Below are 26,344 nucleotides of genomic sequence, written 5' to 3' on the forward strand. Positions count from 1 at the left end.
TGGGATAGATGCAAAATTCACAAACTTGTAAAAATACTTCCATCAGTGAATAACTGGTTGAATAAATATCCTTGTTGTTACCTGATATTTTTTTGTTCTTTCTATTCCCTATTCCCTACCTTCAAAGATATGCAATTTATATGCAACTTTTGTAATCAAATAAAAATCATCAGCTAAATTTGATAGTAATTGGATAAGCAAAAAGCTCACGAATTAATATATCTCAAGCTCAAGCAAACTTAGATTTCATCCAACTTGATTAAGTTGCATCTAAGTTGCATATAAGTTGTAAAAGATTTGTCACCAGTCTAATATCAAGATAAGTTAGCGGCAATTTGAAGTTACAGGGAAGAGGATTAAGTTTTTTCTATGAAACTATCCTTGCTTGAGCCGCCGAGCAAAGCATTTTACCAAATTTAAATAACAACTTTCTCAAAAAAATTCAATCGCACAAGAAACAAAGATATTGTCATGGCTGCTGCCAAATTTGAAGCTGCGTTAGCACAATTGCAAAATGAAGTTAGTAATTGTGAAAAGGCTTTGCTCAAGCTTATTAAGGTGAAAAAAAATATGCGCGATCACAAAAACGATCACACCAATTTAGACAGTAAAATTAATAGCCAATTGCAACAAAGTAACATAGCAATTATTGGCATGGCTTCGATATTTCCTCAATCTAAAAATTTACAGGAATATTGGGAAAAAATAATTCAAAAAGTAGATTGTATTACTGATGTTCCTCCTTCTCGGTGGAATATAGACGATTACTATGATCCTGATCCCAAAACACCAGACAAAACTTACTGTAAACGGGGTGGATTTATCCCAGATATTGATTTTAATCCGATGGAATTTGGTTTACCACCAAATATTTTAGAGGTGACAGATATTTCTCAATTATTAGGTTTGGTAGTTGCGAAAGCAGCAATGGAAGATGCAGGTTATAGTGAATCTAGAGAATTTAACCGCGATCGCACTGGGGTAATATTAGGTGTAGCAATTGGTAGACAATTAGCAGTACCTTTAGGTTCAAGATTGCAATATCCAGTGTGGGAAAAAGTTTTGAAAAATAGCGGTTTATCGGATGAAGATACCCAAAAAGTAATTGAGAAAATTAAAAGTGCTTATGTACAATGGGAAGAAAACGCCTTCCCCGGAATGTTAGCTAATGTGATTTCTGGACGTATCGCCAACCGACTAGATTTAGGCGGTATGAATTGTGTAGTTGATGCTGCTTGCGCCAGTTCTTTAGGTGCATTAAAAATGGCAATTAGCGAATTAGTTGAAAATCGCGCCGACATGATGATAACCGGCGGAGTTGATACTGATAATTCGATTTTTGCCTATCTGTGTTTTAGTAAAACTCCTGCGGTTTCTCCGGGAGAAAAAGTTAAACCATTTGATGCAGAATCTGATGGCATGATGTTAGGTGAAGGCGTGGGAATGGTGGTACTCAAACGCCTGGATGATGCAGTGAGAGATGGCGATCGCATCTATGCAGTCATTAAAGGTATCGGCAGTTCCAGCGATGGCAAATATAAAAGCATTTACGCCCCCCATTCCCAAGGACAAGTAAAAGCCCTCCGTCGTGCTTATGAAAATGCCGGTGTTTCACCAGAAACTGTGGGTTTAATTGAAGCACATGGCACAGGAACAATGGTAGGAGATCCCACAGAATTTACATCCATAACTGAAGTTTTTAGTGACAACAATCCCAAAAAACAATATATTGCTTTGGGAACAGTTAAATCCCAAATTGGACACACCAAAGCCGCCGCTGGTGCAGCAAGTTTAATTAAAACAGCGTTAGCATTACATCATAAAGTATTACCACCAACAATTAACGTTACTCAACCACATCCAAAACTGAATATCGAAAATTCACCATTTTATTTAAACACAGAAACTAGACCTTGGATTAGTAACCAACCCAGACGCGCTGGAGTAAGTGCATTTGGTTTTGGAGGCACAAATTATCATGTTGTTTTAGAGGAATACACCAATGAACATGAACACTCGTATCGTTTACACAATTCTGCAAAATCCATCCTCTTATTTGCACCCACAACCGCAGAATTATTATCTCGCTGTGAGAATATCCAACGACAACTACAATCAGAAAATAAAGAACAACATTATCAACAACTAATTACAGAATCTGAACAATTAGAAATTCCCATCAATTATCCCAGAGTGGGATTTGTAGCAGCATCTTTGACACAAGCAACAGAATTTTTACCAGTCATTATTGACTTACTAAAAAATACACCGCAATCTGAATCTTGGGAACATCCCAAAGGAATTTATTACCGACAAAAAGGAATAGAAACTACAGGAAAAATAGTGGCTTTGTTCTCTGGGCAAGGTTCGCAATATTTGGAAATGGGACGGGAATTAGTCATTAACTTTCCTAACTTACGTCAAACCTATAATCAGATAGATAATTTGTTTTGTAAAGATGGGTTAAACTCTTTATCCGAAGTTGTATTTCCGCCACCAGTTTTTGAACCAGAATATAAACAAAAGCAACTAGAAACACTGCAAAAAACCGAATATGCACAACCGGCAATTGGCGCTTTTAGTACAGGTTTGTACAAGATATTACAACAAGCAGGTTTGAAAGCAAATTTTGTTGCTGGTCATAGTTTTGGAGAATTAACAGCTTTGTGGGCGGGGGGTGTTTTAAGTGAAGAAGATTATTTTTTCTTGGTCAAAGCTAGAGGACAAGCAATGGCCACACCCACAGAAATTGACGCCGGGGGAATGTTGGCAGTTAAAGGTAATGTCAGTCAGGTAACGGAATTAATTAAAGACTTTCCTCAGGTTGCTATTGCTAATTGTAATTCTCCAAATCAAGTAGTATTAGCTGGGAAGAAAGCAGAAATTAGCAAAGTACAAAATGTTCTGCAAGAAAAAGGATTTTCGACATTTTTATTAGGAGTTTCCGCTGCTTTTCATACACCATTAGTAGCCCATGCCCAGAAACCTTTTGCCCAAGCAATTGAAAAGGTAACTTTTAATCAAGCGCAGATTCCCGTTTATACTAATGTCACAGGGGAATTGTACCCCAATCAACCCGCAGCAATGCAAAAAATTCTCAAACAACATTTGTTAAATCAGGTGTTATTTCAACAAGAAATTGAGAATATATATGCGGCTGGTGGTTATTGCTTTATTGAGTTTGGACCTAAAAATGTTCTCACCAACTTAGTAAAAGAAATTTTAGGTGAAAAACCCCATATAGCTATAGCTTTAAATGGGAACTATCGTAAAAATAGCGATTTGGTATTAAGAGAAGCAGTCATACAATTGCGGGTTGCTGGTATACCTTTGCAAAATCTAGATCCATATCAGATTGAAACTAAAATACCCGAAGTTAATAAAAAGGATCAAAAGAAAATTTTGAATGTGCGTTTGAATAGTACAAATATTACCGACAAAGCACAAAAAGCATTTGCTAAAGCCTTAGAAAATGGTCATGTTATCAAAGCGGAAACAGCAAAAGTTAATGAACATCACCCACAACCAGTTGCGGATATCAAAATTACCGTCCCCAAAAATCAGGAATTGTTAGTAGAAAAAAGCAGTAATGGTAAGACTGTGAATAAAGATAGTAACGGCCAATTAGAAAAAATAGAACAACCTGAAAAAATAGAACAACCTGAAAAAATAGAACAACCTGAAAAAGTTGAAATTCAACTTTCTAATTATGACAGAGTAATTGACAGATTAGAACAATCATTAGCAGAATTTACTCGCCAACAAAGTGAAATTACACACGCACATGAACAATCTTTGCAAAATCAAACAGAGTACACAAAGACATTTTATGAATTAATGCAACAACAATATTCGTTGTTAGCAAATGACGGAAGAAATGAACATCAAGCGCAAACACAACAACTAGCAATTTCTAGTTGCGAACGTAGCATAATGCGATTGCATGATCATCAAGCTGAAACTATCCGCATTCATGAAAAATATCTCAACTATCAACAAGACTACGCCAATAATTACTTTCAATTACTGCAACAACATTATGATTTTTGGCAGATTACTGATGATATAAATCAAAACCAATCTCCTTCTCAACCTCTTCCTCACCATCTCCTAAAAGCACAAGAAAACGGAAAAAGCTTAATTAACGAAAATGATTTGAATATTTCCCCTCACCTTGTAGGAGAGGGGTTAGGGGAGAGGTTTATTTCCCCTCCCCAACCAGAGGAGAAGTTAGAAGAGAAATCAAATACTATTAACGTCGTTCCCACAACTCCAATTAATATAGATACCTCCACCCTCAGTCAAACTCTACTCAATATCGTCAGTGATAAAACAGGTTATCCTGTAGAAATGTTAGATTTATCAATGGATATTGAGGCAGATTTAGGAATTGATTCTATCAAAAGGGTAGAAATTTTAGGAGGACTTTTAGAACTTTATCCCGACTTACCTAGACCTAACCCAGAAGAATTAGGACAACTGCGGACACTGGGAGAAATTGCCGAGTATATAAAAACTCTAGTTCCAGAGTTGCGAAATCAAAAATCAGAACAAAAAGTAGAGAGTTCAGAAACAAAAGAAAACCAAAAATTACCCGCACCAATGTTTGTAGAAGTTCCTCATAAAACTGTTGAACATGAACCGCAATTTTTAGCATCTTCTAACCATCTGAGTGATACACAAACTGACGCTACAATTGTCATTTGCTCTAACGACGATGTATTAGTTAAATCTGAAAATCAAGAAATAAAAATCCCCACAGATTTGAGCAATATTCTGCTCAACATTGTTAGTGATAAAACAGGTTATCCTGTAGAAATGTTAGAACTATCAATGGATATTGAAGCAGATTTAGGAATTGATTCCATCAAAAGAGTAGAAATTTTAGGAGGACTTTTAGAACTTTATCCCGACTTACCTAGACCTAACCCAGAAGAATTAGGACAACTGCGGACACTGGGAGAAATTGCCGAGTATATGCAACATCAAGCTGAAGGTTTAACGCAATTGTTCACGCAAGAAAAACAGGATATCAAAGAACAGGAATTTCATCACAAAATTCTTCGCAGTCCAGCAAAATTAAAACCACTTCCCCAACCTGATATTTTAGATTTCACCATTCCTGAAAATCAAATTGTTTTAATCACTGATGATGGTTCACCAACGACAGAAAAATTAGCTAGGATTTTAACAGTTAGAGGTTGTAAAATTGTAGTTTTAAGCTTTCCCTCTACGCAATCAGATTTACCCGTAGGAATTAATCAGATAAGATTAAATGATTGGCAAGAAGAGAGTTTACAGCAACAGTTAACCGATATTTCTAATAAGTTTGGTCTTGTAGGTTCTTTCATTCATCTACACCCTGTATTCAGTGATAGTTCGGAAACAGAAAAAACCATTCTCTGTCATGTATTTTTAATTGCCAAACATCTCAAAGAATCACTCAATCAAGCAGCAACAAAAGGACGTAGTTCTTTTTTAAGCATTGCGCGGTTAGATGGGGAATTTGGATTAGGAAAAACCAATAATTTTAGTCCTATTAGTGCGGGACTATTTGGACTGACTAAAAGTTTAAATCAAGAATGGGAAACAGTATTTTGTCGTTCCCTGGATTTAAGTCCTGATTTAGATGCAGAAACATCAGTAAAATACATCCTTGCGGAATTGCAAGATCCGAATTTATTAGTTACAGAAGTAGGATATACCAACAAAGGTAGATGCACTTTAGTTGCAGAACCCACCCCATTAACCATTACCAATCACCAATTACCCATTACCAAAGACCAAGTATTTCTAGTTAGTGGTGGTGCAAAAGGAATCACTGCCCAATGTGTGATCAAATTAGCCCAAGAATATCAATGTAAATTCATTCTTTTAGGTCGTTCCAGTACAGAACCAGAACCAGTTTGGGCTGAGGGTTATGAAAATGAAGCTGAATTAAAACAGCGAATTATGGAGGATTTTCTGGACAAAGGAGAAAAACCAACCCCCATCATGGTGCAAAGAAAATATCAATTAATTTACTCTCAAAGAGAAATTAAAAATACATTAAAAGCCATTGAAAAAGCAGGAGGAAAAGCTGAATATTTGAGTGTAGATATCACCGATAGAAATTTATTAACAGAAAAACTTGCACCTGTAATTGAAAGGTTAGGGGCGATAACTGGAATTATTCACGGTGCTGGTAACTTAGCTGATAAACGGATTGAGAAAAAAACAATTCAGGATTTTGAAACAGTTTATACTGCCAAAGTTCAAGGTTTAGAAAATCTCCTGCAATGTGTACCACCAAGTCAACTACAATATTTAGTATTGTTTTCTTCAGTGGTTGGTTTTTATGGAAATGTGGGACAAGCAGATTATGCACTTGCTAACGAAATCCTCAACAAATCAGCCCATATTATCAAACAGAATTACCCCCATTGTCATGTAGTTGCTATTAACTGGGGTCCCTGGGAGAGTGGCATGGTATCACCAGAATTAAAGACAGCATTTGCAGAAAGAGGAATTGAAACTATACCCCTAGAAATCGGCGCACAAATGTTAGTTAATGAACTGATAAACACCAATTCAAATACAACACAAGTAGTAATTGGTAGTCCCTTAGTTTATATTCCTACCACCTTACCCAGTGACTTAAAAACCTATCACATTAAACGTCAATTAACATTAGCATCCAATCCATTTTTACACGATCATGTTATAGCAGGTCGTCCCGTGCTTCCTGCAACTTGTGGACTATTATGGATGGCTAACACTTGTGAACAACTATATCCTGGTTTTAAAGCCTTTAGTTGTTCTAACTTCAAAGTTTTAAAAGGAATTGTCTTTGATGAAAATTCAGCAAATGAATACACTCTAGAAATTCAAGAACTTGCTAAAATAGAAAACAAAGAAATACAAATAGCTGCTAAAATTAGCAGTATCACCCCCGACGGAAAAATCAGATATCATTTCAGCACCAATCTGATTTTAAAACGGGAAATTCCCACACCTCCTAACTATGAATTGGTGAACTTAAACCAAGATGAACAATTCCTATCTACCAATCCATTACTATATCAAAATGGAGGAGGTAGCCTATTTCACGGAACTATCTTTCAAGGCGTAAAATCAGTATTAAATGCTAGTCCTGGTAAACTCACCATCGAATGTAAATTACCAGAACCAACACCACAGCAACAGGGACAATTTCCAGTTCAGACATTCAACCCCTATATAGCAGATGTGCAGATTCATTCCCTTTGGATTTGGACACAACACTTTCATCAAATAGGTTGTTTACCCTCAGAAATTCTGAACTTTGAACAATTTGCACCCGTTCCCTTTGGGGAAACATTTTATGTAACTTGTGAAGTCAAATCCAAAACAGAATCAAACGTAGTTGCTGATGTTATTACCCACAATCAACAAGGGCAAATTTATAATCGCATGATTTGCGCAAAAGGTACAGTTCTAGTTAAGCAAATAGGTTAGATACCTCACGCAGAGACGCAGAGCAAAAATGTAGATTTTACCCTCTGAATCTCGACATTAGATAATAATCTTCTTCTCTTTGTGCCTCTGCGTGATCTCTTCTCTTAATTCTAAAATATGGAGAATCATCATGAAAGAATTTACACAAAATAAACTTCCAAAAATAGCAATTATCGGCATGAATTGTTTTGTTAGTAGTTCTCAAGAACTAGACGATTTTGAACGCAGTATTTACCAAGGAAAACAATATTTCACACCTATTAATTATAGTCAAAACGATAGTCAAACATCATCCTTACCAATTCCCTTAGCAGAAATTGAAAAATTATCACCACAACAACAATTAATGTTAAAAGTGGCTGATAATACTCTCAAAAATACCAAACTGCGACCAGATACAAAAATTGCAGTGATCATGGTGAGTAAATCCCAAACTCAGCACCAAGATAAATTAGCCAGTTATATTTCCCGGCTTTGGGATGCAACAAGTCCAGCTTTTGCTGAAGAAAATTCTGTTTTTTTAGCCTTAAATTTAGCGCAAAAGCTATTAACAAATAAGCAAGTGGATGCTGTTTTGGTCGCAGCAATGGACTTTGCTAAACAGGAAAATCACCGCATAGATATACAGACCCTCAGTTATGACCGAAACGCTCATGAAACTTTAACAGGAGAAGGTGCAGCAGCAGTAGTATTGCAACTTCATGATGTAGCCAGAGAAGAGAATAATTGCATATATGCAGTAATTGATGCTTTAAGTGTATTGCAAAATTCTCCATATCAACCAGAAACTGTCACCCAAGCTTGTCAAACAGCTTTTTCTCTGGCAGAAATTGAAGCCAAAGATATTGGTTATCTGGAAGTTTATGCTAGTGGAATTCCCCAACAAGATGATGCAGAAATTCAAGGTTTAATCACAGCTTATAGAACAGGAAAAACCAATTTACATTGTGCTTTAGGTAGCGTTAAGGCTAACATTGGTGACACTCACACTGCATCAGGAATTATCAGCTTAATTAAAACAGCACTTTGTTTATATCATCGCTACATTCCCGCAGTTCCTCAATGGACTGGAGTCAAAAAACCAGATATTTGGCGTGGTAGTCCCTTTTATGTTGCCACAGAATCTAAACCTTGGTTTTTAGAATCAGGTGTGAATAGAAGAATAGCTGCTATTAATAGCATGGAAGCTGATGGCAGTTATGTACATTTAATTTTGTCAGAAGATACCAGTCAAATAGAACGCAGCAGTAAATATTTAGAACAAATGCCTTATTATTTATTTGCTATAGCTGCCAAAAATCAATCCTCACTCCTAGACGAAATTTTCACACTACAAAAAAATCTCCAAAATTATCCTACTTTATCCCAACTAGCTAACCAAACATTTAGAGAATTTCAAAAACATCAAATTCAAAACTATCAAATTCAAAACTATCAAATTCAAAACTATCAAAATGCCAATTATACCATAGCAATCTTAGCACGTAATCAAGAAGAATTAACAATAGAAATAGATCGGGCAATTCAAGGTGTTAAAATTGCCTTTGAGACTGGCAAAGATTGGCAAACTCCTCTTGGCAGTTATTTTACAGCCAAACCACAGGGAAAAAAAGGTAAAGTTGCTTTCGTTTATCCCGGCTCTTTCACATCTTATCTTGGTATAGGTCGCAACCTCTTCCGACTATTTCCGAAAATTTATGACGATCCAGTAATTAACAACGTCTATGAACGAGTTGCTAAGATTGAAAAAACAATTTATCCCCGCAGCATCAATAAACTTGCAAAAAGACAATTAGAAGTCATAGAACAACAATTAATAGATGACCCAGTAACAATGCTGGAGGCAGAAGTTGGCATTGCTGGACTAATGACAGCAATTCTCAAAAATTATTTTCAAATTCAATCTCAATGCGCTTTTGGCTACAGTCTTGGTGAAACCAGTATGATGTTAGCCCAAGGTATTTGGACTAGCTTTAAAAGTACCAGTGATTACTTGAACTCATCTCCTTTATTTAAAACCCAACTATCAGGACAAAAAAATGCAGTTCGTCAAGCTTGGGGGATACCGTTAAATAGCAATGTTCCAGAATTTTGGAGTAACTACATTCTGATATGTCCAGTTTCCGAAGTGAAGGAAGCAATCAAACATGAAAACCGTGTGTATATCCCATTAATTAACACACCGGAAGAAGTTGTAATTGCTGGAGAAACACAAGCTTGTAAACGAGTCATTGAAAACCTTAAATGTGATGCTTTCCCTACATCAATAAATCATGTAATTCATTGTCAACCAATGGAATCAGAGTACAATGAACTTGCTAAAATTAACACATTGCCGATTCAAAATATACCAGAATCTACTTTTTATTCTGCTGCAAATTACGAACCAATTACAATTGATAGTCAAACTATAGGACATAACATTGCTAAAAGTCTCTGTCAACAACTTGATTTTCCCCGTTTAATTAACCGCGTCTACAATGACAACATCAGAATATTTATTGAAGTAGGAGTTGGTAGCAATTGTACCCGCTGGATAAATTCAACCCTCAAAGAAAAAGAACACCTCGCTGTATCTATGAATAGAAGGGGAGTAGATGATCATACTTCAATTATTAGAGGATTAGCCAAACTCGTCAGCCATCAAGTTGAATTAGATTTATCACCCTTGTATTCTCTTTCTGGGGTAAATAGTCAAACTCAAATTCAATTAGAACCCAACAGTAATTTCCAAAATCCACCTTTAATTTCTCTGGAAGATTTAAAATCTATCACCCATCATCCCTCTAATCTGCACTATCAAAAATTGAGTGATAACAATGCACTCATGAATAAAGCTCACAGTTTTTTATTAAAATCACGCCAAGCATCATTACAGCAAATCAATTGTTTAATTCAACAAAAAATAGGCATTTACAAAAAGATAGTTGAACAAAGAGCAAAAATTAAATAACCTGTATTTGTGGTGTATGTGTGGGGTGGGCATCTTGCCCGCCCAAATAAGGGAATTTACTAATAGATAAAGGGATCAGGTGCAGGAAGTTTAGATAATATCAATTAATTGGATAATTGATTTTTCGGAGTTCCCAAAACCAAATTAGATGTTAAGAGGTTGGCTCAAATGTACAATACAGAAAATAGATCGAATCAAGAAAATAATCTCCAGTTTTCTAACTTATTCATCAACCATCATCAAAATTGGCAAGGTAATTTTAACAATGTTTCCTTTGATGCAGAACAAATTAAATTAAAACTGAGGAATTTAGAAAAACCATGTTATATAGTTAGAAATGAAGGGATAATTGGCATCACAAACGAAGGTAATTTATCTCATGTCAATAATGGTAAAACAGCCCAGATGGAAATGTTAATGGCTGTTCCACCCTTAGCAATTCAACAACTAGGTGATACAAGTTTCCTCGATTTTTATGGTGTAAAATATGCCTATATGACTGGGGCAATGGCTCAAGGAATAGCATCAGAAGAAATGGTAATTGCACTAGGTAAACAAAGAATTTTAAGTGTCTTTGGTGCAGGAGGTTTATCCCCTTCCCGTGTCGAGACTGCTATTAACAAAATTCAGCAAGCCTTAAATCAAAAACCTTACGCTTTTAACTTACTCCATAGTCCCAGTGAACCAGCAATTGAACGTCTTAGCATTAATTTATATCTCAAACATCAAGTCAGAATTGTTGAAGCATCTGCATTTTTAGATTTAACTGACAACATTGTTTATTATCGAGCCGCAGGATTAAGTTTAAATTCAGCCAATCAAATCCAAATCAAAAATAAAGTCATCGCCAAAGTTTCTCGCCGCGAAGTTGCCACTAAATTTTTGCAACCTGCACCTACAAAAATCCTTAAACCATTAGTTGAACAAGGTTTAATTAGTGAATTACAAGCCAATCTTGCCAGCAAAATTCCTATGGCTGATGATATTACAGTAGAAGCAGATTCTGGAGGTCATACAGATAATCGTCCCCTGATATGTTTATTACCTTCCATCTTAGAATTACGAGATGAAATTCAAAATAAATACAGATATGAAAACCCCGTCAGAATTGGCGTAGCTGGCGGAATTTCCACACCAAAATCAGCCTTAGCTGCCTTTATTATGGGTGCTGCTTATGTTGTTACCGGTTCTATAAATCAATCTTGCATTGAAGCCGGAACTTCTGAATATACCAAAGAATTATTAGCTCAAGCCGAAATGGCTGATGTGATGATGGCACCCGCCGCAGATATGTTTGAAATGGGTGTAAAATTACAAGTTCTCAAACGTGGTACACTCTTTCCTATCCGCGCTCAAAAATTATATGAATTATATAAAAATTACAATTCAATTGAAGAAATTACCCTCGCAGAAAAAGAGAAATTAGAAAAGCAAATTTTGAAAAAGCCTGTGCAAGAAGTTTGGCAAGAAACAGTTAATTATTTATCCCAACGCAACCCAGATAAATTAACCAAAGCAGCAAGTAATCCTAAACTGAAAATGGCTCTAATTTTCCGTTGGTATTTAGGACTATCTTCTCGGTGGTCTAACAGTGGAGAAAAAGGTCGAGAAATTGACTATCAAATTTGGTGTGGACCGGCAATGGGTAGCTTTAATGATTGGGTGAGAGGTTCATACTTAGCTGAACCAAAAAATCGCCAAGTAGTAGAAGTTGCTGAACACATTATGACAGGAGCAACATTTTTATACCGCATCCAAAACTTAAAAATCCAAGGACTACAAATTCCAGATGAATACAGTCAATATTTTCCAGAAAAATTATGACTATGCCAGACAACAGAGAATTAAGCAGTCTGGAAGCAACAATGGAAATCCTCAATAGCCGTGCTAAAACCTGGAATTTAGTTACTATTAGTCGCATTAACGGCAACCTCCAAGAAGCAGTTATCAGACAAGCTTTAGATATTATTCAATATCGCCATCCTAGTCTAAATTCTCGCATTATCCATTCTCAAAATCGTTTTTATTTTCAACCCATAGGTACAGAAAAAATCCCTTTGCAAACAGTTATAAATTTAGATGAGGAACAATGGCAAGAAGTTGTTAATCAAGAAATGAATCAGGTAATTGATAGTAGCAAATGTCTAATGAGAGTTGTCATAGTTACTATCAAGGATGAGCCAAAAATTAATTATCTAATTTCCACCTTGCACCATGCAATTTCTGATGGTTTATCCAGTATTCAACTGCATTCAGAAATTTTCACTTATTACCAAAAACTTACATCTGGTGATACCATTCAAGAAGTTACCACCTTAGAACAACTACCACCCATTGAAAAACTACTACCCAAATATACACAAGGTTGGAGAGGGAATACAAGCAGATTTTTATTATTGTTAAAAATTGGATGGCAAAAGTTTTGGAAACAACCAAAAACATTAAATTTTGAAAAGTATGTACCTATTTATCAACGGAATTGTGCAATTATCCATAAACAAATTTTTGCAGATGCAACTGAAAACTTTATTGCTCAATGTAAGCTAGAAAATACCACAGTCAACAGTGCTTTATGTGCCTTACTCATGTTGACAGTAGCTAGAAAAATTATCAAACCAAATCAAAAAAGTGTCTGCATGAATTGTCTATCTTATCTTGATTTACGCAGACGTTTGCAACCTGCAATTAATAAGGAAAACTTAGCTGTTTTAGCTACATCTCTGATGGGATTTCACACCATAAACAAAAATACATCTTTTTGGGAATTAGCAAGGGAAGTAAAACAAAATTTAGAATCGGGAATTAAGCATGGTGATATTTTTAATATGGTATTACTGGCTAAGTATCTAACCAAGTTTTGTTTTATCTTTCCTCAACAAGTAGCAGCTACAGTTTCAGTATCTAATATTGGCAAGGTAAACATTCCCAAATCGTATGGTGAATTAGAACTAGAAGAGATCAGTTTTGCAGGTTCTCATTCTTTATATGCAGGTATGTTTGTGATTCATGTGGCAACTTTTCAAGGCAAAATGCTGTTAAACTTTGTTTTTTCTCAACCTTCAATTAGTCGGGAGACAATGGAAGATATGGTAAATCAAGTTGTCTGTTACATCCTTAATTTATCATCCAATACTGCAAAAATTAGAGGTGCATAAATAAATGAGCGAAAATCTTTATCAACACCCTGTAAAAACAGCCTTTAACACCGCAGATATTCAAGCTTGGCTAATAGATAATATTTCCCACATATTGGGACTTAACCCAGAGGAAATTGATATTAGAGAACCGTTAGATAGCTACGGTTTAGATTCATCTCAAGCCATAATACTTGCGAGTAAAGCTGAGAAATTTCTGGGATTTAAATTATCTCTAATCCATTTGTGGTATTATCCCACTATTGAAGAATTGGCACAGAGATTAGCTGAAGAATTAGAAAATTCAGACTCAGAAATTTTGCAGATTTAAACAATACATAAACATTTTTGTAAGAATTTAGCTTGTAATTTCCAGCATTTTTCGCAAATTAACACGACACAAATAAAGACACGAATAAATTGGCAATTATTTGATGTTAGCTGATTGCTGATGGCTAATAGCTAAATACTTACAAATTTTCAAGTTTTTCCTCCTCTAAGACTGACACTTCGCACGAATAGAGGAAACATCATTCAGCGGAGTGTCTTCTTTTCCTTATGCTTTTTAGTTCGTTAAAACCTGGGAGATTTAGTCATGAACGCATCCGAAATTTTAGCGAAACTCACTCAACAAGGCGTGGAATTTTGGGTTGAAAATAGCAAATTAAATATTCGTTCTCCTAAAGGAGTAATTACACCAGAAATACAAGCGGAAATAGCCACATATAAAGGAGATATTTTGGCATTATTACAAGAAATGAATATCGCTACAAAATCAGCTTCTGAACCTCTGATTCAAGGAATTAGTTTACAAACTATTGGCAGGTTAATAGGTGGTTTTACAGGTGAATCACCTATAGGATATCAGCCACCAATTATTAATCCACAAATGATGGCTCAAAATCTCAGTGTGACATTTAGACCTTTACCTCATGGTTATCATAATCAAATAATTATTAAATTCCGCCAAGAATTAGCAATTAAATTAAAAAACTTGGGTGTTACTGTTATCCCTTGGCAAGAAGCAACCACGGAAATTTTCTATGATATTAAAATTCCTTTAGTTAATTGGAATTATTCTTTAAAAATCAAGGGTGTACGAGCAGAAATTGATGCAGTGATAGATGTAGAACGACCTAACTCATGGTTGAGAAAATTAGGAATATTTATAGCCGAAAATTTTTATAGTTTATCTTATCCCTGGCTAGTAAATCAGCAAAGACTGTCTGTTGTTCAAATCGCTAAATTAAGTAGTTGGGCGGAAGATCATGCAGCTAAATATGTGGAAGATCCCACAAATACTCAAGTGATCATTATTGGTGAACTAGATGAGGAGTTTGTAAATCCTTTAACCAAGTATCAAGACAAAATTAGCATTGGCATCAATACACTCATTAAAACATTTTCCGAAATTGTCATTGGCGTATCTAATGATAAAATTTCCATTCTCAATATGAATCTATCAGATTCTATTTTCGAGAGAACAGAAATAGATAATTTTATTTCCAAATCTCTGATTCCTAAAGTTTTTGTTCCCATCGCTCCCCTGTTAATGAATAGATTTGAAATCGGAGAATATAATCCTTATATATCTAGCTATACTCATAAATTGGTGAAACTAGGTCAAGAACTAGCATCAACTGGTTTATTTCCACCAGGTTTTAAATTAGCGGAAGTTATTAAAAGAAAGTCCCACAGAGATATTGTTAATGTCATCGTCAATGGTAGAACGGGAGTTTCTTATGGTTTTGTCGCTTATGCAGAACCACCTTATTATGTAGGAAAACCAGAAATAACTGCTGCTGAATGGGAAAACCTATTACCTGTTGGTGGATTTAGTAGTAATGAAATTCGTACAAATGAAGCAGGTAGACGTTATATTAAAATCCTCATTGCTGGAGAATATGTATTTAAACAAATCCCCGATATTTGGTTACTTAGTTCTCGTTCCGGTGCTAATAAAACAGACTTAAATCTTGAAAAAGATATCCTTCGCATCGGTTTAAAAAATAATTTACATCTGCAATTACCACTAGGCAATCAGTCAAATACACTAGATATCAAACCTTCCTATGATATCTATGTCATGCTGGCAATTACTCTAGGTGCGGCTTTATATACACCAGAATTAATTGCAAATGGTGCGCCAATTGTTCACTTTCATGGCTATCCTGCTTATGATTGGTTTCAAGAAAATGAATATTGTTTTGGTGTTGATAATCCTTCTGTACCCTGTGGAACTTATGAATCAGGAGTGTTTAATTTTTTAGGTTTTTCTAACTTAGCTAATCAACCAACAAAAAATATCAAATTACTTAGTTTAATAGAACCAGATCATGGCACAAATTTTATTGCTCGTGATATGGACTATTTAGTTGATAGATTAAAAAATGGATGTGTAGCAGAACAAATTGAATTAGGTGGACAACATTTTGCTGCTCTCAAAGCAAATATAAGTAGTAAAAATCAATTCATCATTCATAGGGAATAGGGAACAGGGAACAGGGAACAGGGAATAGGTAATTGGGTTATTAATCTCCCTAGTGAAAAAATTGAGTAATTTGTGAGAATTATGAACATCAATTCCAAAACATTACTGATTACGGGAATAGATAACTTTATTGGTTTACGTGCTGCTGAATTAGCTTTAGAACGGGGAATGAAAGTTCGTGGTTTACAAACTTCTGTGAACAGAAAAAATACCAATAATTTGGATATTGATTTATTGTTTGGTAACATCACGGATTTTGCCATTGCCCAAAAACTTTGTCAAGCAGTAGATATTGTTTTTCATACCGAACAATTAGCAGCAGAAACAGGCGATATCAAGAAATTTCGGGAAATAAATGTTGGTGGTACAATGAATATCGCAAAAGCCGCCAAAGATGCTGGTGTGAAAATTTTTGTGCATCTTTCCAGTGTCCTAGTTTATGGTTTTCACTATCCTCATCAAGTGACAGAATCAGAATTGCTTTGTGGAGAAAATAACCCCTATTGTCAAACTAAAATAGAAGCAGAATCTGCACTTTTACGATTGAACGCACCGCCAGATTTTAATATTATTATTATCCGCGCTGGTGATGTTTACGGTCCGGGTTGTATTCCCTGGGTAGTGCGTCCACTTTTATTGATGCGTCAAAATTTATTTGCTTATGCCAATGATGGTAAAGGTGTAAGTAATCATCTCTATATAGATAACCTCATTGATGCTATTTTTTTGGCAGTTGAAAAAGAACCATCGGGAGAAATATCTGGAGAAATATTTAATATCACAGATGGACAAGAAACTTCTTGGAAAGAGTATTTTACAAAATTAGCTGCAATAGAAAATTTACCAGCTTTTATTTCTCTACCCAAAGATGAAATGAAATTATTGTTGCAAGTGCGTTACCAAGGTCAAAAACTGTTACGAAAAAAAGCCGATATTCTGCCAGAATCTTTAGATTTTATCACTCGTCCTTATGCCTATTCTATCGCTAAAGCTAAAACTATGTTGGGTTATCAACCAAAAATTGATTTGACTGAAGGAATGCGTCGTACTCATGAATGGTTGAAAAAAACTGATATCCAAAAATTGATTTAGGGAGTATCCCAACTTTGAAAAAAATCAACACAGCCACACCAAAAAATCTCTGAAACTCTCTTACATTTGCGTTCTTTGCGCCCTTTGCGGTAATGCCTCCGGCACGCTACGCGAACAATCATATCAGGATATTAGTGCATATTATTTCCATAGATAAAAATAAATTTACACATTTGGGATGCTGCCTTGATTTCAAGCTAAATTCACTTTAAACCTGTTCATTTTAATCACCTATTACTTGGGATTTCAAGATGTTGAGTAATTTCACTTCTCTGCCTGAAAACTTGTTAAATAACTTTATATCCCGCCCTAATCACTATCCCTTGAGAAGATTGTTTTGGAAAGGATGGTATAACCTTTTCGCGGCTAATTATAGCAACATAAAAATTACTTTTATCAACTATGGTTATGCAGATGTAGAACCGAATACCAAACAACTAGAATTGAACCCATCTGAAGAAGAAGAACGTTATTGTCTTCAACTTTATCATCATGTTGCCAAGGCTATCTCACTGCAAGAATTGGATGTTATTGAAGTAGGATGTGGACGTGGTGGTGGTTCTTCATATATTATGCGTTATTTACAACCAAAAACAATGACCGGGGTTGATTTTTCCAAAAGCAATATAGCATTCTGTCAAAAAGCACATTCTGTTCCCCAACTCAATTTTCAACTCGGAGATGCAGAATCTCTACCATTTAATGATTGTTCCTTTGATGTGGTCGTTAATGTTGAATCGTCACATTGTTACGGTTCACCTGAAAGTTTTTTCGCTGAATCTTTTAGAATTCTGCGCCCAAATGGTTACTTTTTATTTACTGATTTTCGCCCAAAAAAAGACATTAAAAAAACAACCATATCATTAAAAAATACTGGCTTTAAAATATTAAAATCGGAAATAATAACCCCTAATATTCTCAAAGCTATGGATTTAGAAAATGACAGAAAACTAAAAACAATTAACCAGTATATTCCTAAATACTTACACATAGTCGCCAACTGGTTTGCTGGATGCCAAGGAACTCCCATGTATGAAGCATTTAAAACCGGAGATCAAGAATATCTTTGTTATGTTTTGCAAAAGTAACTTTTCTTTCAATAAAAAATGCTCGATTTAAAAATCCATGAAACGTTTACTGATAGTTTATTACTCACATTACGGAGATGTGAATCGTGCAACTCAATCTTTTACAAAATACCTCAATATACCAGAAATTGAGATTCATTGGGAGTGTATTAAACCAAAAGCAGATTATCCTTTATCCTTATAAAATAGTTGCATCTCATTTATTAGCGACGTTTTCCCATAAATGGAGTCAGGTGTATAGAGGAATCAAAAATGAATTTGCTGAAAATGCAATATTACTCTAAACCCGAACAAATAGCACCATTCTTATCAATTGATAATTGAGAATTGAGAATTGAGAATTGTTTCATTTTTTTTTACGCCGACCCACTTATAATCATTGCTATGAACCTCTGTGGAAAAACACTTCTTATTTCTGGAATCGGTGGGTTTATCGGCTTACGTACCACCGAAATAGCCCTAGCAAAAGGTTTGAAAGTTCGTGGGCTGCAACATTCCCAAATAAAAGCTAAAAAAGCCCAAAAATTAGGCGCTGATGTCATGATTGGCAGTGTAACTGATCCTGCGACTGTACAAAAAGCTTGCCAAGGAGTTGATATTGTTTTGCATACAGCAGCCATTGTCAAAGAACATGGATCACTCCAGCATTTTCGTGAGGTAAATGTGGGCGGAACTGTTAACATGGCCAAAGCTGCTCACAATGCAGGTGTGAAAACCTTTGTTCATCTTTCCAGTGTTCTTGTTTACGGTTTTAATTATCCTGATCGCATCACCGAAGCTGATCCAATTTTTGCCGAAAATCATCCCTATTGTCAGACAAAAATAGAAAGCGAAAACGCACTTTTGCAACTTAATTTCCCCCCAGATTTTAACATTATCATTCTCAGACCAGGAGATGTTTACGGACCAGGAAGCTATCCCTGGGTAGTGCGACCACTACAATTGATGCGCCAAAAAATATTTAGGTTAGCCAACAATGGGCAGGGAGTAATTAACCATTTATATATAGACAATCTCATTGATGCTATATTTCTAGCCATAGAAAAAGAAGCATCTGGAGAGATATTTAACATTACTGACGGACAAGAAACTTCTTGGAAAGAATATTTTACACGGTTGGCGGAAATTGCAGATTTACCTGCACCCCTTTCTCTCCCTAAAAATGAACTCAAACTTCTGCTGCAACTGCGCCATCAAGGGCTAAAACTGATTGGTAAGAAACCTGATATTTTACCGGAAACTTTAGATTTTATCACCCGTCCCCATGCTTATTCCATTGCTAAAGCACAAAGTGTATTAAATTATCAACCAAAAATTGACCTAGACGAAGGACTGCGACGCACACAGAAATGGCTGCAAACATTGGACTTGAAAACCTTAGATCAGATGGGTTAAAATGGGTTAAAAATTATGAAATATAAACACAATCTTCCCAGTCAATCGGTAACAACTTTAGATAGTCTTCCCTTCACTTGGGAACGTCTAATTCCCAAACAGATACCCAGCGATCCAGCAAGTCAAAAACTTTTTGAAATTCACCTGCGACGGTACGAAACTGCAGCAAGTTATGTACAAGGTAAACGAGTTTTGGATATCGCCTGTGGTACAGGATACGGTAGTCAGATGCTTCGTCTTGCAGGGGCGATCGCTGTCGTCGGGGTAGATATCTGCCCAAAAACCATAGAATATGCCAGAAACCACTATCAAGAAAACAATGTAGAATTTGTCTGTGCTGATGCTCTTACCTTTGAGTGGCCACAGCAATTCGACGTGATTGTTTCTTTCGAGACGATAGAACACCTACCCCATCCTGCAAAATTTCTAGATCATCTTTGCAGTTTGATAATTCCTGGAGGTGACTTACTGCTGTCAGCACCACTTGGTGAAACCCGACATATAGATCCCTATCACCTCCATGCTTTTAGTCAAGAAGATATATTTACACTACTTGAAAACGCGAATTTTTCTGTAGACCGATACCGTTGTGATGATTGGTGTCTGACTCGTGGGGATCTTCTACTGTGGCGACAGCTTTATCCAGCAGCCAGACCAACCCTACGGCAACAGTTTTTCACTTTCAGAGGCTGGCAACTTCTCAGCGATTTTTTCTTCCGGGGTGTGATTAATGTACCTGAACTCATGGTTGCTGCCAAATTAATGACCACCTAAAAAGATCAGGGGCAGAAGGCAGAAGGCAGAAGGCAGAAGGCAGAAGGCAGGGAGCAGGGAGCAGAGAGCAGGGAGCAGGGAGCAGGGAGCAGGGAGCAGGGAGCAGGGAGCAGGGAGCAGAGAGTAGGGAGCAGGGGGAAAAGAATTTGCGGATTTCTGCACACACAAGTTATATCGCAAGTGATTTAGGACTTACGCAAAACAGAATGAAAGTAGGGGTAATTCATGAATTACCCCTACGTCAGAATCAGGTTTTGAGTCCAATCTTGCATAAGTCCTATTTTTAAGAAAACAGTCACTAGCTACTAACCCCACCCCAGCCAGAACAACATCATCGGCTGAGATTTGCGCCATAAAGCGAGAATTATGGCAGGATGGAAACAAGCTCATGCAACGAGAAGTCCAAAAGCTGGTTTTCACTCTGAGGAACTTCATAGGAGGCAGGAGGCAGGAGGCAGTTAACAGCAAACAGTTAACAGTCAATGGCGATAACTGATAATTGATAACTGATAACTGATCCACAGTTTCGCATTGTCAGCCAAAAAAAATTCTGGACGAAGACTGCTTATTATCGTCGGAATGACTGTGTGAGACTGCGAAAAAAGAATATATACTCCCAACCTTGACTATTAAATGAATCCAGACTACTCAGAAACTTACATCAATCATCCAACGTGGGGTTTACTATATAGGATCTGTATGGTTGATGATAACCAGGATCTGTTTACTACACTATATGCCCAACGCTTATTTTTTTTGGTAACAAATGACGTTAAAGGTATTAAATTTCAGTCTATTGGCCGGACTGAAGCCAGAATGATGTTGGAAAATCGTTTGCGTACTTTGCGTCGCAGTGGCAAGCCACAGGAGTACGATCAGCTTCAGAGTGTTTTCCAACGCACATTCCAATGACAAGTTCAATTAGTGAACGTATTGCTACCATTCGTGCTGAACTTCCGCCTTCAGTGCGGTTAATTGCTGTTAGTAAGCAAGTACCAACCGAACTGATGCGGGAAGCATACAGCGCGGGCATTCGTGATTTTGGTGAAAGTCGCATCCAAGAAGCTGCCAGTAAACAACAGGAGTTACAGGATCTGCCAGATATTACTTGGCACTTCATTGGACATTTACAAAGTAACAAAGCTAAAAAAGCTCTGGAATTATTTAATTGGATTCACTCTGTAGATAATCTACATCTAGCCCAGCGTCTAGATACCCTGGCGCAACAGCTAGGAGTGAGTCCCCTGGTTTGCCTACAAGTCAAAATTCTCCCTGATCCTCACAAGTCTGGTTGGATCATCCCAGAACTATTAGCAGACTTGCCAGCACTTGATCAATGTCAAAATTTGCAAATTCAAGGTTTGATGACAATTCCGCCTCTGGGTTTGGATGAGGGGGAAATTTTGAATGTGTTTAAACATACCCATAAACTTGCCCAAGAAATTGCCTCACAACCATGGAGTAATATCACAATGCAGCATCTATCTATGGGTATGTCTGGGGATTATCAATTGGCAATCCAAGGAGGTGCAACAATGGTCAGATTAGGGACTATTTTGTTTGGGCATCGCTCCCAAATTTCCCACATCTCACCAGATAAGACTGTATCTTAAACAACTCAGCACTGACAATTGCGTCAGTGCCTATTGGGGAAAACCAAGTAGCTAGATTTATATACTTGACAAATGTAAATACTAAGACAAAACTATAGGTAAAGAACTTTGCATAACTCCATCTTTAGGATATAATTTTAACTCATTGTTATGTCAATATAAAGTTCTTTCTAGAACAGTCTTTTGTTCATGAAAACCTGTACTAGAAAATACAAATAGCAATAAAATTGCTCAAAGCAGCAGCACTTACTAGGGCTACCACAATTTAAATCTGGATCAATTAAGGTAATTTCCACTGGGAGCGTAGATAATGAACAACATATTTTCTAAACTAAGGGATTTTGTGGGCTTGAACGAGCAGGTAGAATACGAATATTACGAGGAAGAACCAGATACCGACAGCTACCAAAATCTGTATCAGCAAGAAAATCCTCAACCTGCTCCACAAGAAACCCCAGCTGCTAATCGACGTTGGCGTGAAAACTCCTCTACAATGGGAGAAGAAGAAGCAGCAGCAGGATCAAAGCCTATGAGTAATGTGATTGGTATGCCAGGCGCAATTAATGGAATTTCTGAAGTTTTAGTCCTTGAACCTCGCACTTTTGAAGAAATGCCTCAGGCAATTCAAGCATTACGTGAACGTAAGTCTGTAGTATTAAACTTGACGATTATGGACCCGGATCAAGCTCAACGGGCAGTTGATTTTGTTGCCGGTGGTACTTATGCTCTAGATGGACATCAAGAACGGATTGGCGAAAGTATCTTTTTGTTTACACCCAGTTGTGTGCAAGTCAGCACTCAAGGCGGATTTTTACATGAAGTACCCCAACCACCAGTACGTCCCGTTCGTCCTACAGGTACTACTCCCACTTGGGGTAGCGAACCTAACCGCATGGCACAATAATGAAGTTAAAGTTAGTCGTTTGTCAGGTTCAAGGCAAATGACTAATCAATGATGATTAATGACTAAATAACTAAATGACTATTAAATTTGGTTTAGTTGGTGGCGGGGTAATGGGAGAAGCTCTATTATCCCGCCTTATTGCACGGGGCATTTATCAAGGTTCAGAAGTTATAGTGAGTGAACCCCAAGAGTCTCGCCGGAGTTTTTTACAGCAGCAATATGGGGTAGCTGTAACGACGGATAATTGTTTGGTGTTATCTCAAGCTCAAGAGGCGGTGATGTTGGCGGTTAAGCCCCAGGTATTTAGTGCGATCGCTCAAGAATTAGCAGATATTTTACCTATAAAAAATACACCTCTAATTATTTCTATTTTGGCGGGTGTGTCTTTAAAACAGCTAGAAGCGGCTTTTCCCCAACTGCCAGTTATTCGCGCTATGCCCAATACCCCGGCTACAGTGGGTGCAGGAATGACGGCTATTTGTACAGGTGCTTATGCTCAACCCAGTCATCAAGCAACAGCTAAGGAAATTTTTGCGGCGGTGGGGGAAGTGGTGGAAGTTCCAGAAACGCTGATGGATGCAGTGACAGGTTTATCTGGTAGTGGTCCTGCCTATGTAGCGTTGATGATTGAAGCTTTATCTGATGGGGGCGTGGCTGCGGGTTTACCCAGGGCAGTGGCTAAACAGTTAGCTTTACATACGGTGTTGGGAACAGCAAGACTGATAGAAGAAAGTAAGATTCATCCCGCAGAGTTGAAAGATAGAGTTACCAGTCCTGGGGGAACGACTATTGCGGGGGTCAGCGAGTTGGAAAAAGCTGGTTTTCGTTCTGCTTTAATTGAAGCGGTGAAAGCTGCTGCTCATCGTTCTCAGGAGTTGGGGAAAGGGTGATCAATTAATTTAAAGTTCAAATTTAGGGAAGTTTCGCGCAAAGACGCAAAGGAGCAAAGGCGCAAAGGCGCAAAGATTGATATCAATCAAAATTTTCATGAACTCAACAGCAAAACTTCATACATCAGATCGAAGTTTTTTCCAGTTTGTGTAATGGGTTTTAGGGGTGGTTTGATTTTGCTTCACTCGTTCTAGCAAACCAGGAATTGCCAAAAGTTCTTGAGTGGCAGCTTCACTTTCAGCATTTGCTAAGTAAGCAGCAAAATCTGCAAGCACTTGTAAGGGATTCATTAACGGACTCTATAAAATTTGCGATCGCACTAACTTTTTAACCCACATTCCGCACCCTGAACTGTCACATAACTAAAAATTGCTTGTTTGGAGATTTGATATTGGCGATTGGCTACGTCAGTGCCGTAGGCAATCGCTATCTAAAATTTCTGCATTTTTGTATAAAAACCATCCTTTGAAGTATTCAAAAATCCGAAATTACCAATTGTGACATCTGGGGGTGCGGAATGTGGGTTATAAAATAACATCTAAACATTGCCCAACATACTCATAATAATCTAGATATTCTTCTTTTGTAACTTCCCAAGCAAGGCTCCCATCAGAACCAGGATGAGACACACTATTAGAGTTTCTGCGATCAAATAAGTTTCTTATTTTTATACATATTTCATGTCGAATGCCTTGCGATTGCAAAAATTTGACTACATTGTTAACATCGTAATCTTTTTTATTTGCTTTTTCCTGTTTGATACAAACAGCATGGATTTCATTAACTAAATGATTAAGAGCAACCGAATAGGATGTATTTCTCTCACTTAAAATTCTCAGTCGAGTTTGCTCTAATACATCCGGCATCTCTGAAAGCTTTTTCATCTGCATACAAGCTAAATTATAGTATCCAGGTTTATTGCAATTAAGTTCTTTTTTAAGGAAAACATCAACAATATTACTCATATGAACATTCTGTCGAAGTTTCTGAAGAAGATTTTGATTTTCGTCATCAAAATTGGTTTGACATAGAAATTTAATAATTAAGTCGGCATCTCCCGTAGTGATAATAGTTTTATCCAAACAAAAATTCCTGAATTCATTAGTTGCAGTTTCATCCTTTAACAATATAATTAGTATTTCGAGTGGTTGGACTTTAACCAGATCAAAATTAAATTTTTTGAAGATGTTTTTAATCTTCCTTTTGTTGGCTGGTTTATCAAGTATTTGCTCTACACTTTTGTCAAATACCTCTTGAAGAATTTCCTCTTGTGCTGAATTACCTCTTATAAAATAATCCTCAACTCTAGATTTCTTGATCTTTCTTAGCTCTTTAAATATCTTATTTAGCTTATCTTGAGGTGTTTCAGCAACCTCTTTAACTTCCTCTGTTTCTTGCTCATCATCATCCTTGATATTGCTAAAATATTCATCACTTGGAGATGATTTACGTATATTCTTAAGAAGTTCTTCTTTTTCCTCCTTTTTCGACAAGCGATACAACCTAGTTTTTAGATTAAGTTTAAGACCAAGCTGGCTATATAAAATTTCAGCAATTTGAGAAGCAATTGAATGAATATACAAACCTTGATATTCTTGATTAATATTTGGCTTAAATGTTATGGAAATGTATATATCATCTGTATATCTAATAATACTATGCGATTCAATAATATCTTTATATTTTCTTAATATATCATCTATAAACAGATCACCAAAAACTAAATACAAATATCCAATGAAACTGGAAATTATATTATTATCTGATTGAGGAATTCCAGATTTACCATTAGATATAAACTGAAATAGAGATATAATTTGTTCTTTTGTAAAAATATCATACGCCCTATTAGCCTGAATACTAGGCTTGATAAAACTACTTAGAAGATTAAGTAGTCGGGAAACCGATAATTCATTAAAATAATTCTCAATATCAAGCTTTAAAATGACTTTATCCTGATTACCTGATTTAGTTTCTTCTTTAATTATTGATTTAAATTGTTCGTGAAAATGACGATAATAAATATTTTTAGAGTTTAATTGAAGCTTGCCAGATTTATAACTAAGGTTGCCACCGTAAAAAGCATTAATACTTTTAATTTGTTTATAGGTTTCAATTACAAATTCCTGTGAAAGTTCAAGTAAATATAGCCCAACTGCATAATATACTACTCTCATTGGGTAAGTAAAAAACTTATAATCCCTTAATCCAAGTCCTGGCTTCGGTACAACATATGAGAAAATAGAAAACTCTTTTTTTAAACCATAAAAAAGACTACTAGATATTTTTATATTGAAGTAGTCTTGTGCAGCATGATTTAGGCAAGTTACATCAATTTTTTCATAATAAAATAGGCTAAAAGTATTAAAATGGCGATTAGTTCTCTTTTGCTTTATTTGGAAATTTATTAGTTCCAGTGCATCTTGCCAGAGTCCAAAATCTATAAAGTATCCAAGTTGTGTTTTGTTGTTGTTGGTCATCACTGTAGCAATCCTAAATCATTCGTGATAAAGAAAATAGTGCAAGGCTTATC

General features: G+C 36.4%; 17 protein-coding genes. 15 read left to right on the top strand and 2 right to left on the bottom strand.

All coding sequences use genetic code 11. The annotated features are described in order from the left end of the window. Positions 1 to 471 precede the first annotated feature (471 nt). The 15 genes from H6F47_RS05900 (at position 472) to proC (ending at position 23,810) form a co-directional block, all read left to right on the top strand. Positions 472 to 7,476 (top strand): type I polyketide synthase, encoded by a 7,005-nt coding sequence (locus H6F47_RS05900; RefSeq protein ID WP_190648036.1) that lies wholly within the window; start codon positions 472 to 474, stop codon positions 7,474 to 7,476. Positions 7,477 to 7,606: 130 nt separating this feature from the next. Next, a complete protein-coding gene (locus tag H6F47_RS05905; protein WP_137669157.1) occupies positions 7,607 to 10,429 on the top strand; it encodes a type I polyketide synthase in 2,823 nt (940 codons plus the stop codon). 168 nt (positions 10,430 to 10,597) lie between these two features. Continuing rightward, on the top strand, positions 10,598 to 12,253 hold the full coding sequence (locus tag H6F47_RS05910) for a PfaD family polyunsaturated fatty acid/polyketide biosynthesis protein (RefSeq protein WP_190347048.1): 1,656 nt from the start codon (positions 10,598 to 10,600) through the stop codon (positions 12,251 to 12,253). Then, positions 12,250 to 13,584, top strand: coding sequence for a condensation domain-containing protein (locus H6F47_RS05915; RefSeq protein ID WP_347239066.1), 1,335 nt, complete (start codon positions 12,250 to 12,252; stop codon positions 13,582 to 13,584). Before H6F47_RS05910 ends, H6F47_RS05915 begins: the two co-directional genes overlap by 4 nt. A 4-nt stretch (positions 13,585 to 13,588) precedes the next feature. Beyond that, positions 13,589 to 13,894 (top strand): acyl carrier protein, encoded by a 306-nt coding sequence (locus H6F47_RS05920; RefSeq protein WP_096565527.1) that lies wholly within the window; start codon positions 13,589 to 13,591, stop codon positions 13,892 to 13,894. 264 nt (positions 13,895 to 14,158) lie between these two features. Further along, entirely contained in the window at positions 14,159 to 16,054 is a 1,896-nt protein-coding gene (locus tag H6F47_RS05925; RefSeq protein WP_096565529.1) for a hypothetical protein, read from the top strand. 81 nt (positions 16,055 to 16,135) lie between these two features. Then, entirely contained in the window at positions 16,136 to 17,146 is a 1,011-nt protein-coding gene (locus H6F47_RS05930) for an NAD(P)-dependent oxidoreductase (RefSeq protein WP_190347049.1), read from the top strand. A 251-nt stretch (positions 17,147 to 17,397) separates the two neighbouring features. After that, the gene (locus H6F47_RS05935) at positions 17,398 to 18,234 is read left to right on the top strand and encodes a class I SAM-dependent methyltransferase (RefSeq protein WP_137666363.1); all 837 of its coding nucleotides are present in this window, start codon (positions 17,398 to 17,400) and stop codon (positions 18,232 to 18,234) included. Positions 18,235 to 18,271: 37 nt separating this feature from the next. After that, positions 18,272 to 18,418: a hypothetical protein gene (locus H6F47_RS05940; RefSeq protein ID WP_190648086.1), complete on the top strand. Its 147-nt coding sequence runs from the start codon at positions 18,272 to 18,274 to the stop codon at positions 18,416 to 18,418. Positions 18,419 to 18,618: 200 nt separating this feature from the next. Beyond that, positions 18,619 to 19,629, top strand: coding sequence for an NAD-dependent epimerase/dehydratase family protein (locus H6F47_RS05945; RefSeq protein ID WP_190347051.1), 1,011 nt, complete (start codon positions 18,619 to 18,621; stop codon positions 19,627 to 19,629). Between the two features lie 15 nt (positions 19,630 to 19,644). Then, positions 19,645 to 20,403, top strand: coding sequence for a methyltransferase domain-containing protein (locus tag H6F47_RS05950; protein WP_190648038.1), 759 nt, complete (start codon positions 19,645 to 19,647; stop codon positions 20,401 to 20,403). A gap of 633 nt (positions 20,404 to 21,036) precedes the next feature. Next, positions 21,037 to 21,315, top strand: coding sequence for a transcriptional coactivator PipX (gene pipX, locus H6F47_RS05955; RefSeq protein WP_096565540.1), 279 nt, complete (start codon positions 21,037 to 21,039; stop codon positions 21,313 to 21,315). Continuing rightward, entirely contained in the window at positions 21,312 to 22,016 is a 705-nt protein-coding gene (locus H6F47_RS05960; protein ID WP_190648040.1) for a YggS family pyridoxal phosphate-dependent enzyme, read from the top strand. Before pipX ends, H6F47_RS05960 begins: the two co-directional genes overlap by 4 nt. Before the next feature lie 310 nt (positions 22,017 to 22,326). Beyond that, the gene (locus tag H6F47_RS05965; protein WP_137666358.1) at positions 22,327 to 22,920 is read left to right on the top strand and encodes a cell division protein SepF; all 594 of its coding nucleotides are present in this window, start codon (positions 22,327 to 22,329) and stop codon (positions 22,918 to 22,920) included. 74 nt (positions 22,921 to 22,994) lie between these two features. Next, the gene (proC, locus tag H6F47_RS05970) at positions 22,995 to 23,810 is read left to right on the top strand and encodes a pyrroline-5-carboxylate reductase (protein WP_190648042.1); all 816 of its coding nucleotides are present in this window, start codon (positions 22,995 to 22,997) and stop codon (positions 23,808 to 23,810) included. 117 nt (positions 23,811 to 23,927) lie between these two features. Here proC and H6F47_RS05975 read toward each other — a convergent pair whose 3' ends face one another. Both H6F47_RS05975 and H6F47_RS05980 read right to left on the bottom strand, forming a co-directional pair. Then, positions 23,928 to 24,101 (bottom strand): hypothetical protein, encoded by a 174-nt coding sequence (locus H6F47_RS05975; RefSeq protein ID WP_162501836.1) that lies wholly within the window; start codon positions 24,099 to 24,101, stop codon positions 23,928 to 23,930. A 234-nt stretch (positions 24,102 to 24,335) separates the two neighbouring features. Next, positions 24,336 to 26,291, bottom strand: a complete 1,956-nt coding sequence (locus tag H6F47_RS05980) for an AbiA family abortive infection protein (RefSeq protein ID WP_190648080.1) — start codon at positions 26,289 to 26,291, stop codon at positions 24,336 to 24,338. Positions 26,292 to 26,344 lie beyond the last annotated feature (53 nt).

Source organism: Sphaerospermopsis sp. FACHB-1094, from assembly GCF_014696195.1.
In the GTDB taxonomy this organism is placed as follows: domain Bacteria; phylum Cyanobacteriota; class Cyanobacteriia; order Cyanobacteriales; family Nostocaceae; genus Sphaerospermopsis; species Sphaerospermopsis kisseleviana.